A 16,923-nucleotide genomic window follows, 5' to 3' on the forward strand; every position below is an offset into this window, starting at 1 on the left:
CCGGGTGAGTGGGCCCGGCACCGACCGCAGCACCGACCGCAGCACCGACCGCAGCACCGACCACAGCACCGACCGCAGGGCCGACCACGGGGTCGACCTCGACGTGCTCGCCGGCTGGCTGGACGCCGAGGGGCTCGGCGCCGGACCGGTCACCGACGTCCGCCCGCTCGGCGGCGGCACGCAGAACATCATGCTGCGGCTGCGCCGGGGCGACGCCGACCTGGTGCTGCGGCGCGGGCCGCGCCACCTCCGGCCGCGCTCGAACGACGCGCTGCGCCGCGAGATCCGGGTCCTCGCCGCGCTCGCCGGCACCGGAGTCCCGCACCCGCGGCTGGTCGCGGCCTGCCTCGACACCGACGTCCTCGACGGCGCGGTCTTCTACGTGATGGAGCCCGTCGACGGCTTCAACCCCGCGCTCGAGCTCCCCGGGCCCTACGCCGGCGACCCGGCCCTGCGCCACCGCTCCGGTCTCGCGGTCGCCCGCGCGCTGGCGGCCTACGGCGCCGTCGACCACGAGGCCGTGGGGCTCGGCGACCTCGGCCGGCCGGTCGGGTTCCTCGAGCGGCAGGTCGAGCGCTGGCGCGGCGAGCTCGCCTCGTACTCCTCGCTCGAGGGTTACGACGGCCCGGACCTCCCCGGCGTCGAGGCCCTCGGCGACTGGCTCGACGCCCACCGTCCGCGCGACTGGACCCCCGGACTGATCCACGGCGACTACCACCTCGCCAACGTCATGCTCACGCCCACCTCGGGCGACGTCGCGGCGATCGTCGACCTCGAGATGGCCACCGTCGGCGACCCCCTGCTCGACCTCGGCGCCCTGCTGGCCACCTGGCCGCGCGGCGACGACGTCGAGGTGGTCGACGCCGCCATCGGCCGCGCCGGCGGGCTCCCGACCCGCGCGGAGCTCGTGCGCCACTACGGCGAGCACTCGACCCGCGACCTGGGTGCCCTCGACTGGTACGTGGCGATGGCCTGCTTCAAGCTCGGCATCGTGCTCGAGGGCACCTACGCCCGCTCGCGCGCCGGCCTGGCGCCGCGCGACGTCGGCGACCGCCTGCACGCCGCCACCCTGGTCCTGCTGCACCGCGCCCGCGAGGTCGCCGGCGTCTGAACCACCCCGTCCCCCGATGGAAGCGAGTTCCCGCATGACCCAGCCCCTCACCGGAGTCCGCGTCGTCGAGATGGCCGGCATCGGGCCCGGCCCGCACGCCTGCATGATGCTGGCCGACCTCGGCGCGGACGTCGTGCGCGTCGTCCGGCCCGGCGTCGTGGAGCCGCCGAGCGAGCACACCCTCCGCGGCCGCACGACCGTCGCCGCCGACCTCAAGGACCCGCAGGAGCGCGACCGGGTGCTCGACCTCCTGGCCACCACCGACGTGGTGGTGGAGGGCTTCCGGCCCGGCGTGATGGAGCGGCTCGGCCTCGGCCCGGCGCAGGTGCACGCCCGCAACCCGCGCGCGGTCTACGCCCGGATGACCGGCTGGGGCCAGACCGGCCCGTTCGCGACCACCGCCGGGCACGACATCAACTACATCTCCCTCACCGGCGCCCTGCACGCGATCGGCACCGCCGACCAGCCGCTGCCCCCGCTCAACCTGGTCGGCGACTACGGCGGCGGCTCGATGCTGCTCGTCAACGGCGTCCTCGCGGCGCTGGTGCAGCGCGCGACGACGGGGGAGGGGCAGGTCGTCGACGCCGCCATGGTCGACGGCGCGGGGTTGCTGCTCGCCGGCATCCTCGAGCTGCGGACGACCGGGGACTGGCGCGACGAGCGCTTCGACAACCTCCTCGACGGCGCCGCGCCGTTCTACGGCACTTACCGCTGCGCCGACGGCGGCTCCATGGCCGTCGGGGCGATCGAGCCGCAGTTCTACGCCCTGCTCCTAGAGGGCCTGGGCCTCGACGCCGCCGACCTGCCCGACCGCGACGACCGCGCCACGTGGGCGAGCCTGCGGGAGCGGTTCGCCGAGGTCTTCGCGACCCGGCCGCGCGCGCACTGGGAGCAGGTCTTCGGCGGCACCGACGCCTGCGTCACCCCGGTGCTGACCTTCGCCGAGGCGCCCTCGCACCCGCACGTGGCCGCCCGCTCCTCGCTCGTCGCCACCGCCGACGGGCACGTCGTCGGCGGCGCGGCCCCGCGGCTCTCGGCCGGCGACCCCGTGCCGGCGTCCCCCGGCCGCGCCAGCACCCTCGACGACGTCCTCACCGGTTGGGCCGCCCCCACCCCCACCTGACCCCGCGTCGGGTCGCTGGGGTGGGCTGGGAGCTAGGAGCCGGTGGTGTCGCTGCTCTCGCGCTCGGCGAGCAGGCGCTGGGTCTCCTCGGAGAGCTCGGCGGTGAGCAGGCCGGCGACCATGTCGATGAGCTGGCTGGTGAACAGGGGCACGTTGATCGGCGGGCCGACGCGGGCGCGCCGGCCGATCTCGATGTGCGCGAAGCGGATCACCGCGAAGCGGCGGTGGAGCGGGGCGCCGGTGGAGCCGGCGGGCATCACGCTCTCGAACGTCGCCGACCACCGGTCGAGTGAGCCGAGGGCGTCGTAGATGACCGGGCCGACCGGCTCGTCGGGGTCGATCAGCCGGTGCGTGCGGTTGAGCATCTCGGCGGCGACCTGCAGGAACGCCGGTCCGCCGTCGTCGCTGGTGAGCTTGGCGATGAGGGGCTGCACGAGCATCGAGGCGCCGTCGCGGGCGGTCAGGTCGGTGCGGCCCTCGACGTGGTCGAGGAGCGCGGCGCGGCGCACGGCGACGGTGTCCATGTGCTTCTCGACCAGCGCGCGGAGCAGCCCGTCGCGCCCGCCGAAGTGGTATTGCAGCGCCGTGGTGTTGCGCTGGTTGGCCTCGCGCGTGATCTCCCGCAGCGAGACGCCGTCGATGCCGCGGGCCGAGAAGAGGCGCTCGGCGGCGGCGATCAGCTCGGACGGCGCCCCCGAGCCCTCACGCCGGTCCGCGGCCCGGCTGCGGGGGGCCGGGGCGGGGTCGACGGCGGCAACAGGCGCGACGGTGCGGGGCATGGCGGCAGTCTAGGCATCAATTGCGAAGACATGCGAGCAAAGATTTGGACTACTTGATTCACCTCTTGTGGCAAGTGACTCAATGTGGCTAGGGTCACCTTCGACGTCACTCGGTGCGACCTGCGTCACAGCGAACCGCGAGTCCTCCCAGAGAGAAGAGACCCTCATGAAGATCTGGTCATCCCCGTCCCGGTCCGCGCTCAAGCTCGCGGCCCTGGCCACCACCGCCAGCCTCGTCCTCGCCGCCTGCGGCGGCGGGAGCGACGACGAGGCGAGCGGCAAGGCCGACGCCGACGGGATCATCACCGTCAAGCTCGGCGTGGTCGGCCCCAAGACCGGCCCCGCCTCGCTCTACTACGAGTACATGGCGCAGGACTTCGAGGCGTTCGCGGACGACTTCGAGGAGGAGTACGGCGTCCGGTTCGACGTCGTCTCCGAGGACGACCAGGCCTCCCCGGAGGAGACCGCCCGGGCGGTCAGCAAGCTGATCAACGAGGAGGGCGTGCACGCGATCCTCGGCCCGCCGCTCTCCGGCAACGCCCTCCAGGTCGCCGACACCGTGCAGCGCAGCGGTGTCCCGTGGCTGCTCGCCGGCCCGAACGCCGACGAGATCATCAACTACGAGACCCAGCCCAACTGGGCCTTCCAGACCAACTTCACCAACCAGCAGATCATGTCGATCCTGGGCGAGCGGCTCTGGGCCGAGGACGCCAAGGTCGGCATCGTGTTCTCCGGCGACGGCTTCGGCCAGTCCAACCTCGACCAGCTCAAGCTGTGGGCCGAGGCCAACGGCCACGAGCTCGCCGTCGAGGAGACCATCCAGCCCGGCGCGGCCGACGCGAACGCCATCGTCAAGCGCCTCGAGGACGCCGGCGTCGAGTCGGTGTTCATGGGGATCACCCAGGGCGCCGACACCGCGACCGTGACCCGCTCGATGGAGCAGGCCGGCTACGCGCCGGCGACGGTGATGACCACCGGCACGATCCTCACCAACTACAAGGACGTCGCCGAGCCGTCGCAGTGGGAGAACATCCAGATCGTCGACCCGCGCAACTTCCTCGACGGCGGCGACAAGTGGGTCCTCGACCAGGTGCAGGAGGCCACCGGTGACGCACCGGCGATCCCGACCAACAACATCAGCACCTACGCGATGCTCGACATCTACGCCCAGGCGGTCAAGGAGGTCGGCGACGCCAGCGACAAGGAAGCGGTGCGCCAGGCCATGGAGGACATCCAGACCGTCCACATCGGCCCCGACCTGACCATCGACGCGCCGTTCTCCGCCGACGACCACAAGCTCTACACCGACGACCCGGCCACCTGGTTCACCTACGGCTTCGACGAGGACTTCAACCTCGTCAACCTCGGCACCGCCGCCGAGTGCCTCGAGTCCGGCTGCTGACCCCGCTGCTCCGCCGGCCGGACGACGCCCTCGGGCCGTCCGGCCGGCGGACCGCACCACCCGCCCGCCCGACCCGTCCCCACCTGGGAGGACCGCCATGGAAGCCGTGGTCATCGGACTCGTGCTCGGAGGGCTCTACGCCCTGCTGGCGCAGTCCTTCGTCCTGACGTTCATCACGACCCGCACCCTCAACTTCGCGGTCGGGGAGTTCGTCGCCCTCGGCGCCTTCGCCGCCATCGCGGTGTCGTCGTGGTCGTGGCTGCCCACCCCGGGCAAGGTCGCCGTCGGCTTCCTGGCCGCCGGCGTCGTGGGTGCGCTCGTCTACCGCTTCCTCGTCCTGCCGTTCACCACGCAGGGCGAGCACGACGTCCGCTGGCTGCTGTCGACGGTGGCGGTGTCGTTCGTGATGCTCAACCTGATCACCAACGTCGAGGGACCCTCCCCGCAGCGCTCCGACACCGCGCGGATCGGCGGCACCGTCGACATCCTCGGCGCCGGGGTCGGCAAGCAGCAGCTGCTGCTGGCCGGCCTGGCGGTCGTCGTCTCGCTGCTGCTCATCGTCGTCACCCAGCGCACCAGCGTCGGGCTGATGATGCGGGCGGTCTCGCAGGACCCCGACACCGCCTCGCTGATGGGCGTCTCGCCCCGCGCGGTCGGTGCGGCGTCGTACTTCGTCGCGATGGGCCTGGCCGGCCTGGCCGGTGTCCTCTACGCCGCCACCGTCGGCGCCTCGCCCGTGATGGGGGAGACGCTGCTCGTGGCCTCGATCGCGGTCGCCATCGTCGGCGGCCTGGGCTCGCTGTGGGGTCCGCTGCTCGGCGGCGCGCTGTACGGCGTGCTCAGCCAGGTCGCCAGCTACCAGTGGGGCGCCATCTGGGGCGAGACCGCCGGGCTGCTGCTCGTCATCGTCGTCCTGGTTGCCAAGCCCGAGGGGCTCCTCGGCCGTCGCATGGAGGTCAAGCTGTGAGCACCGTCGAGAAGGACCCGCCCCGCACCGGCGGACGCCGCAAGGCCGGTCCCGGCGTCGCCGACCGCGGCACCCACGTCCGCTCGGCGCTGCGCCGCGACGTCCTCTTCGCCGTGGCCGCCCTCGCCATCGCGATCATCGTGATCCTGCCCGGCCGCAACGGCGAGGGCACCTCCATCTCGACGATGCAGCTCGTCGCCAGCATGGCCGCGATGACCGTCGCCGCCGTGGGCCTCAACCTGCTCGTCGGCTACACCAAGCTCGTCTCGCTGGGCCAGGGCGGCTTCTACGCCATCGGCGCCTACGGCAGCGCCTACCTCGCACTCGACAAGGGCTGGCACCCCGTGCTGGCGATCCTCGGTGCGCTCGCGCTCTGCGGCCTCGTCGGCGCGGTCACCGCGATGGCCTCGATGCGGCTGCGCGGCCCGCAGTTCTCGGTCATCACGCTGGTGATGGCGGTCCTGGTCGAGCGCATCCTCAACGAGGGCAACGCCTTCGGCCGGCTCGCCGGCTACCCCAACTTCGCCCAGCACGGGACGACGGTGACCGAGCCGATCACGTTCCTCGGGATCACCTTCACCCCGCCGATGATCGCCGGCGAGGTCGCCACGGTCATGGTGCCGATCGTCGTGGTCACCGCGCTCGTCGTCATCCTGTCCCGCAACATCGCCCGGTCGCCGTGGGGCGCCTCGCTGAGCGCGATCGGCGAGAGCGAGATGCTCGCCTCCCACCTCGGCGTCCACGTCTTCCGCCGCAAGGTCGCGGTGTTCGTGCTGGCCTCGGTGCTCGGCGGGCTCGGCGGCGTGATGGCCACCCAGGCCTTCTCGCACCTGCAGCCGGAGACCTTCGACATCTTCCTGACCATCACCATCGTGCTCGCCGTCGTGTTCGGTGGCAGCGGCACCGTGCTCGGCCCGGTCGTCGGTGCGGTCGCGATCGTGTGGCTCGAGCAGTCCGACATCCTCGTCGAGGCCAGCCAGTGGCAGCAGGACACCATCTCCGACTCCTGGTTCCTCTCGACCTCGGGCCTGGTCGGCGTGCTCTTCCTGCTCACCCTCTTCCTCATGCCGCGCGGGATCGTCGGGACCGCCGGCGCCGTGGTCGCCGCCCGCCTGCACCGCCGCGACGCCGCCGAGGCCGACGGCGCCGGTGGTCTCGACGAGGCCGGTGACGAGCCCGCCGAGGACCTGAGCCCCGTCGTCCACGAGCGGCCGGCGCCGGGCTCGCTGCTCACCCTCACCGACATGGGCAAGCGCTTCGGCGGGCTGCAGGCGGTCGCCGAGCTCGACCTCTCCGTCGACCGCGGCCAGATCCACGCCATCATCGGCCCGAACGGCGCCGGCAAGTCGACCCTGGCCAACCTGGTCACCGGCGTGTACAAGCCGTCGTCGGGCCAGGTGACCTTCGCCGGCAACGACCTCACCGGCCAGGCGCCGCACAGCGTGTCGCGGGCCGGGATCGCCCGGACCTTCCAGACCCCGCAGCTCTTCCACGACGCCACCGTGCGCGACAACGTGCTCGCCGGCTTCGCCGACACCGGCCGGACGCCGTTGTGGGCGGCGGCGCTCAAGCCGCCCTCGCGCTACCGGCGCGACGCCGAGATGCGCGTCGAGAGCGACCGGCTGCTCGCCCTCGTGGGCCTCGAGGACGTGCCCGACGTCCGGGCCAGCGAGCTGCCCTACGGCAAGCAGCGGGCCCTGGAGATCGCCCGGGCCCTCGCCGGTGGTCCCGAGCTCATCGTGCTCGACGAGCCGGCCGCGGGCCTGCTCGCCACCGAGACCAGCGGCCTCGGCGACCTGCTGATGTCGCTGCGCGACCAGGGCTACGCGCTGGTCGTCGTCGAGCACCACATGGACCTGGTGTCCCGGATCGCCGACCAGGTGACGTGCATGGACCAGGGCCGGCTCCTGGCCCGCGGCACGCCGCAGGAGGTCCTCTCCGACGAGCGGGTCATCGCCGCCTACCTCGGCAAGCCGCTCGACGAGCACGGCCACGCGATCCAGACCCCCGACAGCACGACCACGCCCGGCAGCACCGGAGGAGACCCGTCATGAGCCTCGTCGTCGAGAACGCGGAGTCCGGCTACGACCGGGCCCCGATCCTGTCCGGCGTCAGCCTGCGGGTCGAGCCGGGCGAGCTGGTGGCCGTGGTCGGCTCCAACGGTGCCGGCAAGACCACCCTCGTCAGGACGGTCGTCGGCCAGCTCGCGCTCCGCGCCGGCGACCTGGCCGACGACGACGGCTCGTTCGCCCGGCTGTCGCCGCACCGGCGGGCCAAGCGCGGCGTCGTGATGGTGCCCGAGGGGCGCAAGCTCTTCCCGCGGCTCACCGTCGGCGAGAACATCGCCCTCGGCCGGCGCGCCGCCGGCCGGCGCGCCGGCGGCGAGGACCCCGTCGACGCGCTCCTCGACGCCTTCCCCATCGTCCGCGAGCGCTGGGGCCAGCAGGCCAACCTGCTCTCCGGCGGCGAGCAGCAGATGGTGGCGCTGACCCGGGCGGTCGCCGCCCGGCCGCGCTACCTGCTCCTCGACGAGCCCTCGCTCGGGCTCAGCCCGCTCAAGACCCTCGACGTGTTCCGCCTCATCGAGCTGATCCGCGAGCGCACCGGCGCCGGCATCCTGCTCGTCGAGCAGATGGCCGACCAGGCCCTGGCCGCCGCCGACCGTGCCTACGTGCTCGAGCACGGCCGGATCGTCATGGAGGGCGACGCCGCGAAGCTGCGCTCCTCCGACGAGGTGCGCCGCGCCTACCTCGGCGTCTCCTGACCCGCGCCGTCCGCCCACCCCCACCGCCCGAGGAGGGCCCCATGTTCGACCTCACCCCCCGTGCCGCCGACCTGGTCGGGACGATGACCGGGTTCCTCGCCGACCACGTGTACCCGGCCGAGTCGCTCCACGAGGAGCAGCAGGCCGCGGCGGGGGAGACGCCCGGCGAGCAGCACCGCCGTCCGCAGCCGGCGGTGATGGAGGAGCTGAAGAAGACCGCGCGCGACCTCGGGCTGTGGAACCTCTTCCTCCCGCACCCCGAGCCCGGCCACGAGCCGTTGAGCAACCTCGACTACGCGCGGATCGCCGAGCTCAGCGGGCGCAGCCTGCACCTGGCCCCCGAGGCGATGAACTGCTCGGCGCCCGACACCGGCAACATGGAGCTGCTCTCGATGTTCGGCACGCCCGAGCAGAAGCAGCGCTGGCTCCGGCCGCTGCTCGACGGCGTCATCCGCTCCGCCTACGTGATGACCGAGCCGCTCGTCGCCTCCAGCGACGCCAGCAACATCGAGACCACCGTCGAGCGCGACGGCGACGAGTGGGTGGTCAACGGCCGCAAGTGGTGGATCTCCGGGGTCAACCGGGCCAACTGCGAGCTGCTCATCCTGATGGGCGTCACCGACCCCGACGGCGACGCGCCCCGGCACGGGCGGCACAGCATGGTCCTGATCCCGCGCGACACCCCGGGCGTGACGGTCGAGCGCGACCTCCAGGTGCTGGGCTACAACCCGTTCGAGAGCCACGTCGAGATGACCTTCGACGACGTCCGCGTCCCCGCCGCCAACATCCTCGGCGACCCCGGCCGCGGCTTCGCGATGTCGCAGGCCCGGCTCGGCCCCGGGCGCATCCACCACTGCATGCGGATGATCGGTGCCGCCGAGCGGGCCGTCGAGCTGATGATCGCCCGCGCGCGCTCGCGCACGACCTTCGGCACCACGCTGGTCGACCAGGGCGTCGTGCGGGAGTGGATCGCCGACTCCCGCATCGAGATCGACCAGGCGCGCCTCTACACCCTCTACACCGCGCACCTGATGGACACCGTCGGCAACCGGGCGGCCGCGAGCGAGATCTCCGGCATCAAGGTGGCCGTCCCCAACATGGCCTCCCGCGTCGTGGACCGCGCGATCCAGACCTTCGGCGGCGGCGGCCTCAGCCAGGACTACCCGCTCGCGCGGATCTACGCCGAGACCCGCATCGTCCGGATGGCCGACGGCCCCGACGAGGTGCACCGCCGTGGCGTCGCGCGCACCGAGCTCGCGCGCTTCGACGCCGCCACGACCCCCGCGCCGCACGGCGTCGCCGCGCACCTCGCGCACCTGCCCCGGATCTGACGTCGTCCGCGGACGACGTCCGGGCCCCGCCGGCGAGGGGGGCTAGCGGACGAGGCTGTTGTCGTGGACCGAGGCGAGGCGCGCCTTGATGCTGAGGAGCGTCTCGATGATGAAGTCCTCGCGACCGTTGTCGAGCCGGCTGATCGGGACCGCGACGCTGAGGGCGTCGACGGCGTTGCGGGAGAAGGGCAGCGCCACGCCGAAGCAGCGCACGCCCAGGCAGGACTCCTCGCTCTCCCGGGCATAGCCCTGCACCTCGGCCTCGGCGATGATCGCGAGGACGGCGTCCTTGTCGGTGGTGGTGTTGACGGTGATGGCGCTGATCTGGTCGGGGATCATCGCCGCCCGCTCCTCGACGGGGAGCAGCGCGAGCACCGCACGGCCCAGGGAGGTCGAGTACGCGGGGAGCCGGCGGCCGACCGCGGAGTGCATCCGCAGCGGGTGGACCGACTCGCGCTTGGCGGTGTAGATGACGTGGTCGCCGTCGAGGCGGCCGAGGTGGACCGTCTCCCCGGTCGCGGTGGCGACCTCGTCGAGCACCGAGGCCGCGCGGGCCAGGACCGGGTCACCGTCGAGGTAGGCCGAGCTGACGACCAGGGAGTGGATCCCGAGCTGGTAGACGCTGCCGGTCGGGTCGGTGTCGAGCCAGCCGCGGTCGGTCATCGTGCGCAGCAGCGCGTGCAGGCTGCTCTTGGGGATGTTGAGCCGGGTCGACAGCTGCAGCTGGGTGCCGGGCCCGTGGGCGGCGATCTCGTCGAGCAGGTCGAGGGCGCGGGCCGCGGACTTGACGGGTCCCGCGACGGACGCCGCGACCGCGGTCGACGTGCCGTTGATCGTGTCGTGCAGCTGCATCCGAGACGCCTCCTGGGTCGTGATCTGTCGGGACCAATCCTGACATGTGACCGGAGTCTACCCCAGTTCGCATACGTGGACTAGTTTCGAACTCTTGACCAGTGGCCGCCGTCACATGTAGCGTTCGGATTCACATAGCCGAACGTAGTTCATAAGAGCGAGGGAGTTTTCCGTTGATCGAGGTGCGATATTCCACATCGCCGTCGAGCGTGGAGACAGCACGCACCGCGGACCTGAAGGACAACTTCCTCATCGAGGACCTGTTCAGCAAGGGCGAGGTGCACGGCGTCTACACGCACGACGACCGACTGGTCGTGGGCGGCGCCGTCCCCGGCGACGCCGAGCTGGAGCTGCCGGCGTGGACCGAGGTCCTCGGCGTCGAGTCGCACCTCGAGCGCCGCGAGCTGGGCATCATCAACGTCGCCGAGGCCGGGCACGTCCTGGTCGACGGCGAGAAGTTCGAGCTCGGCCACCTCGACGGCCTCTACGTCGCCCGCGGCAGCGAGGTCGTCTTCGCCGGTGCCGAGGCCGCGTTCTACTTCGTCTCCGCCCCGGCCCACGCGACCTACACCACCACGGTGCTCGAGCGCAGCAAGGTCGAGCCGGTCGAGCTCGGCTCGCCGGAGGGCGCCAACGAGCGCAGCCTCTACCGCTACGTGTGGGGCCAGGACGTCCAGTCCGCCGCCCTCCAGTTCGGCATGACGGTCATCGCCGGCGGCTCGGTGTGGAACACCTTCCCGCCGCACCTGCACGACCGCCGCACCGAGGTCTACCTCTACGTCGACCTCGCCGAGACCGACCGGGTCTTCCACTTCATGGGCCAGCCCGGCGCCACCCGCCACCTCGTCGTCGCCGACAAGCAGGCCGTCATCTCCCCGCCCTGGTCGATCCACAGCGGCTCCGGCACCGGCTCCTACGCCTTCATCTGGGCGATGACCGGCGAGAACAACGCCTACACCGACCTCAGCCCGGTCGCCCTGGAGGACCTGTGAGCACCCCCTTCGACCTGACCGGCAGGACGGCCGTCGTCACCGGTGCCGGCCGCGGGCTGGGCCAGGGCGTCGCGCTCGGCCTGGCCGAGGCCGGGGCCGACCTGGTCCTGGTCGGCCTGGCCGGCAGCCAGGACGAGTCGGCGAAGATGATCGCCGACCTCGGCCGCGGGGTCGAGATCGTCGACCTCGACATGAGCGACCACGACGCCGTCCAGCGCGTCGGCGCCGAGCTGGCCTCGAGCCGGCAGGTCGACATCCTGGTCAACAACGCCGGGATCATCGAGCGCGAGGACACCGTCGACCTGACCCCCGAGTCGTGGAGCCGGGTCGTGGACATCAATCTGTCCGGTCTGTTCTTCCTCAGCCAGGCGATCGGCCGGCCGATGGTCGAGCGCGGGCACGGCAAGATCGTCAGCATCGCCAGCCTGCTCGCCTTCCAGGGCGGCATCCGCGTGATCTCCTACGCTGCCAGCAAGCACGGCGTCGCCGGCATCACCAAGGCCCTGGCCAACGAGTGGGGCGAGCACGGCGTGCAGGTCAACGCGATCGCCCCCGGCTACATGGCCACCGACAACACCACGGCGCTGCGCGCGGACGAGAACCGCGCCAAGGCGATCCTCGACCGCATCCCGGCCGGGCGGTGGGGGACCCCCGCCGACATCGCCGGTGCCGCCGTGTTCCTCAGCTCCTCCGCCGCCGACTACGTGAACGGTCACGTCCTCGTCGTCGACGGCGGTTGGATGGCCCGCTAGCGGACCGCCCGCTCCACCCCACGAACCCCCGGCACCACCGCACGACCCGCCCCATCTCGGACCACCACCGCCGGACCATCTGGCACCCAAGAGAACGAGGATCGACGATGAAGTTGAAGTCACGACCCGCTGTTGCCCTTCTCAGCCTGTCCCTGGCTGCGATCGCGCTCGCGGGCTGCAGCGAGGAGGCCGCCGGCGGCGACGACAACGGCAGCGGGGGTGGCGACTCCGCCGCCTGCGCCCCCGAGGACGTCCAGCTGGTCGGCCAGGTCCGCAACGAGTCCAACCCGTACGAGGCCTCGTGGCTCGACGGTGGCGACGCGTTCGCCGAGTCGGTCGACCTCGAGCAGCAGCGCCTCACCTACGACGCGGACTCGACCAAGCAGCAGGAGCAGATCAGCCAGCTCCTCGCCGGCGACACCAACTGCCTGGTCATGAACATCCTGCCGAACGGCGACTCCGACACCCTCCCGATCGTCGAGGGCGCCCAGGACGCCGGTGCCTACCTGGTCACGCAGTGGAACAAGCCGGTCGACCTGAACGTCACCGACTACGACACGTGGCTCAGCCACATCACCTACAACGGCGTCGACTCCGGCAAGCAGATCGGCGACGCGCTCGCCGAGGCCATCGGCGGCTCGGGCGGCATCATCGCCCTGCAGGGCATCCTCGACACCGGTGCGGCCAAGGACCGCTACGCCGGCCTCGAGGAGTCGCTCGCCGAGAACCCCGACGTCGAGCTGCTCGACCAGCAGACGGCCAACTTCTCGCGCGCCGAGGCGCTCGAGGTCACCAAGACGCTGCTCGCCAAGCACGGCGACGACATCAAGGGCATCTGGACCGCCAACGACGACATGGCGCTCGGCGCGCTCGAGGCCCTCAAGGCCGCGGGCAAGGAGGGCGAGGTCGCCGTCGTCGGCATCGACGCCGTCCCCGACGCGCTGACCGCCATCGAGTCCGGCGCGATGACCGCCACCGTCTCCAGCGACGGCCCGTGGCAGGGCGGCATCGGCCTGGCCATCGGCTACTGCGTCGCCACCGGTGAGCTCGACGCCGCCGACATCACCGACGACGAGCGCGCCTGGTTCGCCGAGCAGTTCCTGATCACCGACGAGAACGTCGGCGACTTCACCTCGCCGAGCGTCGACGACTCCGAGTTCGCCTGCGACAACCTCTTCAACCGGTCGCAGGGCGCGATCTCGTGACCATGACATCCCCCGCCGAGGACGTCGACGTTGTCGCGGCGCGCCCCCAGCCTCGGCGGGGGGTGTCGTTCCGGGACGCCGGTCCTCCGATCGCCCTGGTCGTCATCTTCGTGGTCTTCGCGGCCATCAGCCCTGACTTCCGGACGTTCGGCAACGTGCAGAACATCATGGACACCGCCGCGGTCCTCGCGGTCGTCACCTGCGGCATCACCTTCGTGCTGATGATGGGGTCGATCGACCTCTCGGCACCGGGGGTGATGGGCGCGGCCGCGATCGCGGTCTCGCTGCTCGTCCTCAACAACCGCAACGACAACGACCTCGGCCTGCTCGGCGTCCTGCTCGCGGTGCTCCTGGCCGCCGGGCTCGGCTGCGTGAGCGGGCTGGCCCTGGTGATCCTCAAGGTGCCGTCGTTCATGACGACGCTCGGGGTCTCCGCCATCGGGCTCGGCGTCGCGACGCTCCTCTTCAACGGGGTGCAGCCCAACATCTCCGACGAGACCCTGGCCAGCTGGGCGGTGGACCGGTTCCTCGGCTTCTCCTACCTGACCTGGATCGCCGCCGGCTGCGTGCTCCTCGGCTGGCTGGTCCAGCGCTACTCGCGGCTGGGACGCTACGCGTTCGCGATCGGCGGGGCCGAGGAGGTCCTGGCCCTGTCGGGGGTGAAGGTCGCCCCCTACAAGGTCGCCGTCTTCACCCTGGCCGGCGCGTTCTACGGGCTGGCCGGCGTCATGGTCACCAGCCAGCTCAGCGCCGGGCTCGTCCAGGCCGGCAAGGGCTACGACTTCGCCGCCATCACCGCCGCCGTCGTCGGGGGCACGCTCCTGACCGGTGGCCGGGGCGGCGTGCTCCACTCCGCCGTCGGCGTCCTGCTCGTCACCGTCCTGACCAACGGTCTGGTCCAGGTCGGGGTCAGCCCGTACTGGCAGGGCGGGGTGCAGGGCCTGATCGTCGTCGCCGCGGTGGCCGCCGCGGTGTTCCCCCAGCGTCGAAGGAACCAGGTGACCAAGTGAGCACCGATCTCCAGAAGGGCCCCGACACCACCGGTGCCGCCCCGGTCCACGCGCTCGAGGTGCGTGGCCTCGTCAAGCACTACCCGGGCGTCAAGGCCCTCGACGGCGTCGACTTCCACGTCAAGCAGCACGAGGTGCTCGGCCTGGCCGGCGAGAACGGCGCCGGCAAGTCGACCCTGCTCAAGGCGCTGGTCGGCCTGGTCAAGCCCGACGGCGGCGACATCTACGTGCGCGGCGAGAAGGTCCGGCTGCGCAGCGTCGTCGAGGCCGCCGGTCACGGGATCGGGATGGTGTTCCAGGAGCAGTCGCTGGTCCCCAACCTCACCGCGGCCGAGAACATCGTCCTCGGCTCCGAGGCGGCCGGGGTCCGCGGCGGCCTCTACCGCTGGAAGACGATGCGCGCGCTGGCCCAGGAGCAGCTCGACAAGATCGGCTCCGACATCAACCCGCTCGCGCGCACCGACACGCTCACCTTCGCCGAGCGGCAGATGGTCGAGATCGCGAAGGTGCTGCGGATCGAGCAGCGCAGCCAGCACGCCCCGGTCATCATCCTCGACGAGCCGACCTCGGTGCTGGAGTCGAAGGAGATCGAGACCCTCTTCGCCCAGGTCCGCCGGCTCAAGGAGTTCGCCTCGGTCGTGTTCGTCTCGCACCGGCTCGACGAGGTGCTCGACGTCTGCGACCGCGTCACCGTGCTGCGCGGCGGCCAGTCGGTCGGCGACGTGGCCACCGCCGGCGCCGTCCCCGGCGACCTGCACCGGATGATGATCGGCTCCACCGGCTCCGACGACCACTACCACGACGGTGCGTCCGAGCGCGGCGGCAAGCCGCTCGAGCCGATGCTGAGCATCCGCGGTCTGTCGGGCGCCACGTTCAACGGCGTCGACCTCGACGTCCACGCCGGCGAGATCGTCGGGATCGTCGGCGTCCACGGCTCCGGCCGCGAGGACGTGTGCCGGGCGCTGTTCGGTGCCGAGCCGGTCTCCGGCGGCGAGGTCACCCTCGACGGCGTCAAGCTCGCCCTGACGAGCACCCGCACCGCCGTCGCGGCCGGCATCGGCTACGTGCCGGCCGAGCGCAAGATCGAGGGCATGGTCGGTCCGATGTCGGTGGCCGACAACATGACGCTCACCAAGCAGAAGTCGCGCTGCTCGGGCCCCCTGGTGGTGCCCCGGAAGCAGGCGACGCTGGTCGACGGCTGGATCGAGCGGCTCTCGATCCGCACGCCGAACCGGGGGACCGCGATCCAGCGGCTCTCCGGCGGCAACCAGCAGAAGGTCGTCCTGGCGCGCTGGCTCGTGGCCGGCGACATCAAGCTGCTGCTGCTCGACCACCCGACCCGCGGCCTCGACATCGGGGCCCGCTCGGAGGTCTACCGGCTGATGCGCGAGCTCGCCAACAGCGGCGTCGCCACCGTCCTGCTCGCCGACAGCCTCGAGGAGGCGATCGGCATGTCCGACCGGATCGTCGTGATGAGCGACGGCAGGGCGACCAAGGAAGTCCACTGCCCCTCCGGTGGCAAGCCGACCCCGCTCGACCTCGTGAAGGAGATGGTCTAGGTGTCCACGCCCGTCCTCGCCCAGCCGGCGGCCGACGTGGTCGTCGGCGGCGGCCCGACCCTCGCGCAGCGGCTGACGTCGTTCATGCCGGTGATCGCGCTCGTCGCGCTGCTGGCGGCGCTGAGCATCGCCGACCCCGACTTCCTCACCCAGCGGAGCCTGACCGCGGCGGTCCGGACCTCCGCGCCCCTCGTGGTGCTGGCGGCCGGCGCGACCCTCGTCGTGCTGTGCGGCGGCATCGACCTGTCGATCGCCGCGCTCGCCTCGCTCTCGACGGTGTTCTTCGCCATGTGGCTGCCCGACCTCGGCGGGCTCACCACGCTCGCGGTCATCGCCGTCGCCGGTGCGATCGGGGCCGTGCAGGGCCTGGCCCACGTGTTCCTGCGGATCCCGTCGTTCATCGTCACCCTCGGCGGGATGAGCATCTTCTCGGCCGTCGCCCTGGTCATCTCCGACGCCGGCCCGATCCGCGTCGTCGACCGCGAGGCGACCAACTGGCTCACCACCTACGTCGCCGGCTACGTGCCGATGGCCTTCGCCGTGGCCGTCATCGTGGTCGCCGCGATCGCGCTGGTCCTGCGGCTGACGCCGCTGCAGAGCTACCTCAACGCGACCGGCTACTCCGAGTCGGCCGCCCGGCTGGCCGGCACCCCGGTCGACCTGGTCAAGATCGGCGCCTTCACCGTCTCGGGCGCCTGCGCCGGGCTGGCGGCGGTCATGCTGGTCTCGCGCAACTTCAGCGGCAGCCCGACGATGGCCGACAACCTGCTGCTGCCCGCCGTCGCGGCCATCGTCGTCGGCGGCACCGCGATCACCGGCGGCCACGGCAGCATCTGGCGCTCGCTCGTCGGCGCCCTGGTCATCACGCTGCTGCGCGTGGGCCTGCCGATCGTCGGTGTTCCCTCGGCCTACGAGCAGATCCTCTACGGCACGATCATCGTCGTCGCCGTGGCGCTCACCCTCGACCGCTCGAAGGTGCTGATCATCAAGTAGCGCGCGACGTCCACCCCCGCACCCCGTACCCCGCACCCGAGCTCCCGTGCGTGGGCAACGAGCCCCGCACCCGTTCACGTCAC

15 protein-coding genes are annotated in these 16,923 nt (G+C 72.0%); 13 read left to right on the top strand and 2 right to left on the bottom strand.

Annotation, left to right across the window (positions count from 1 at the left end; all coding sequences use genetic code 11):
• Positions 1-4 precede the first annotated feature (4 nt).
• Positions 5-1,111, top strand: coding sequence for a phosphotransferase family protein (locus FE634_RS02695; protein ID WP_148240330.1), 1,107 nt, complete (start codon positions 5-7; stop codon positions 1,109-1,111).
• Between the two features lie 34 nt (positions 1,112-1,145).
• Positions 1,146-2,234, top strand: a complete 1,089-nt coding sequence (locus FE634_RS02700) for a CaiB/BaiF CoA transferase family protein (RefSeq protein WP_138875016.1) — start codon at positions 1,146-1,148, stop codon at positions 2,232-2,234.
• Between the two features lie 32 nt (positions 2,235-2,266).
• Here the strand turns inward: FE634_RS02700 and FE634_RS02705 are convergent, their stop codons facing one another.
• A complete protein-coding gene (locus FE634_RS02705; protein ID WP_138875017.1) occupies positions 2,267-3,013 on the bottom strand; it encodes a TetR/AcrR family transcriptional regulator in 747 nt (248 codons plus the stop codon).
• A gap of 166 nt (positions 3,014-3,179) precedes the next feature.
• Between FE634_RS02705 and FE634_RS02710 the strand changes: the two genes are divergently transcribed.
• The 5 genes from FE634_RS02710 to FE634_RS02730 all read left to right on the top strand — a co-directional run bounded on the left by FE634_RS02710 (position 3,180) and on the right by FE634_RS02730 (position 9,477).
• Positions 3,180-4,415 carry an ABC transporter substrate-binding protein gene (locus FE634_RS02710; protein ID WP_137295594.1) on the top strand — a complete coding sequence of 412 codons (1,236 nt, stop codon included), beginning with the start codon at positions 3,180-3,182 and terminating at the stop codon, positions 4,413-4,415.
• Positions 4,416-4,512: 97 nt separating this feature from the next.
• A complete protein-coding gene (locus FE634_RS02715; RefSeq protein WP_137294214.1) occupies positions 4,513-5,382 on the top strand; it encodes a branched-chain amino acid ABC transporter permease in 870 nt (289 codons plus the stop codon).
• Positions 5,379-7,436, top strand: coding sequence for a branched-chain amino acid ABC transporter ATP-binding protein/permease (locus FE634_RS02720; protein ID WP_137294215.1), 2,058 nt, complete (start codon positions 5,379-5,381; stop codon positions 7,434-7,436). Before FE634_RS02715 ends, FE634_RS02720 begins: the two co-directional genes overlap by 4 nt.
• Positions 7,433-8,146, top strand: coding sequence for an ABC transporter ATP-binding protein (locus tag FE634_RS02725; protein WP_148240331.1), 714 nt, complete (start codon positions 7,433-7,435; stop codon positions 8,144-8,146). Before FE634_RS02720 ends, FE634_RS02725 begins: the two co-directional genes overlap by 4 nt.
• A 41-nt stretch (positions 8,147-8,187) precedes the next feature.
• Positions 8,188-9,477 carry an acyl-CoA dehydrogenase family protein gene (locus FE634_RS02730; protein ID WP_137294217.1) on the top strand — a complete coding sequence of 430 codons (1,290 nt, stop codon included), beginning with the start codon at positions 8,188-8,190 and terminating at the stop codon, positions 9,475-9,477.
• 42 nt (positions 9,478-9,519) lie between these two features.
• Here FE634_RS02730 and FE634_RS02735 read toward each other — a convergent pair whose 3' ends face one another.
• Complete coding sequence (locus tag FE634_RS02735; RefSeq protein ID WP_137294218.1) at positions 9,520-10,329, bottom strand: IclR family transcriptional regulator; 810 nt, start codon at positions 10,327-10,329, stop codon at positions 9,520-9,522.
• Between the two features lie 209 nt (positions 10,330-10,538).
• Between FE634_RS02735 and kduI the strand changes: the two genes are divergently transcribed.
• The 6 genes from kduI to FE634_RS02765 all read left to right on the top strand — a co-directional run bounded on the left by kduI (position 10,539) and on the right by FE634_RS02765 (position 16,840).
• Positions 10,539-11,321 carry a 5-dehydro-4-deoxy-D-glucuronate isomerase gene (gene kduI, locus FE634_RS02740; protein ID WP_246060749.1) on the top strand — a complete coding sequence of 261 codons (783 nt, stop codon included), beginning with the start codon at positions 10,539-10,541 and terminating at the stop codon, positions 11,319-11,321.
• Positions 11,318-12,073: a 2-dehydro-3-deoxy-D-gluconate 5-dehydrogenase KduD gene (kduD, locus tag FE634_RS02745; RefSeq protein ID WP_148240332.1), complete on the top strand. Its 756-nt coding sequence runs from the start codon at positions 11,318-11,320 to the stop codon at positions 12,071-12,073. The genes kduI and kduD overlap by 4 nt, the downstream gene beginning before the upstream one ends.
• 107 nt (positions 12,074-12,180) lie before the next feature.
• A complete protein-coding gene (locus tag FE634_RS02750) occupies positions 12,181-13,278 on the top strand; it encodes a sugar ABC transporter substrate-binding protein (protein ID WP_137294221.1) in 1,098 nt (365 codons plus the stop codon).
• A gap of 62 nt (positions 13,279-13,340) precedes the next feature.
• Positions 13,341-14,288 (top strand): ABC transporter permease, encoded by a 948-nt coding sequence (locus FE634_RS02755; RefSeq protein WP_138875023.1) that lies wholly within the window; start codon positions 13,341-13,343, stop codon positions 14,286-14,288.
• Positions 14,285-15,847: a sugar ABC transporter ATP-binding protein gene (locus tag FE634_RS02760; RefSeq protein ID WP_137294223.1), complete on the top strand. Its 1,563-nt coding sequence runs from the start codon at positions 14,285-14,287 to the stop codon at positions 15,845-15,847. The genes FE634_RS02755 and FE634_RS02760 overlap by 4 nt, the downstream gene beginning before the upstream one ends.
• A complete protein-coding gene (locus tag FE634_RS02765) occupies positions 15,848-16,840 on the top strand; it encodes an ABC transporter permease (protein ID WP_137294224.1) in 993 nt (330 codons plus the stop codon). It abuts the gene before it with no gap.
• Positions 16,841-16,923 lie beyond the last annotated feature (83 nt).

Source organism: Nocardioides sp. S-1144, from assembly GCF_005954645.2.
GTDB lineage: Bacteria > Actinomycetota > Actinomycetes > Propionibacteriales > Nocardioidaceae > Nocardioides > Nocardioides dongxiaopingii.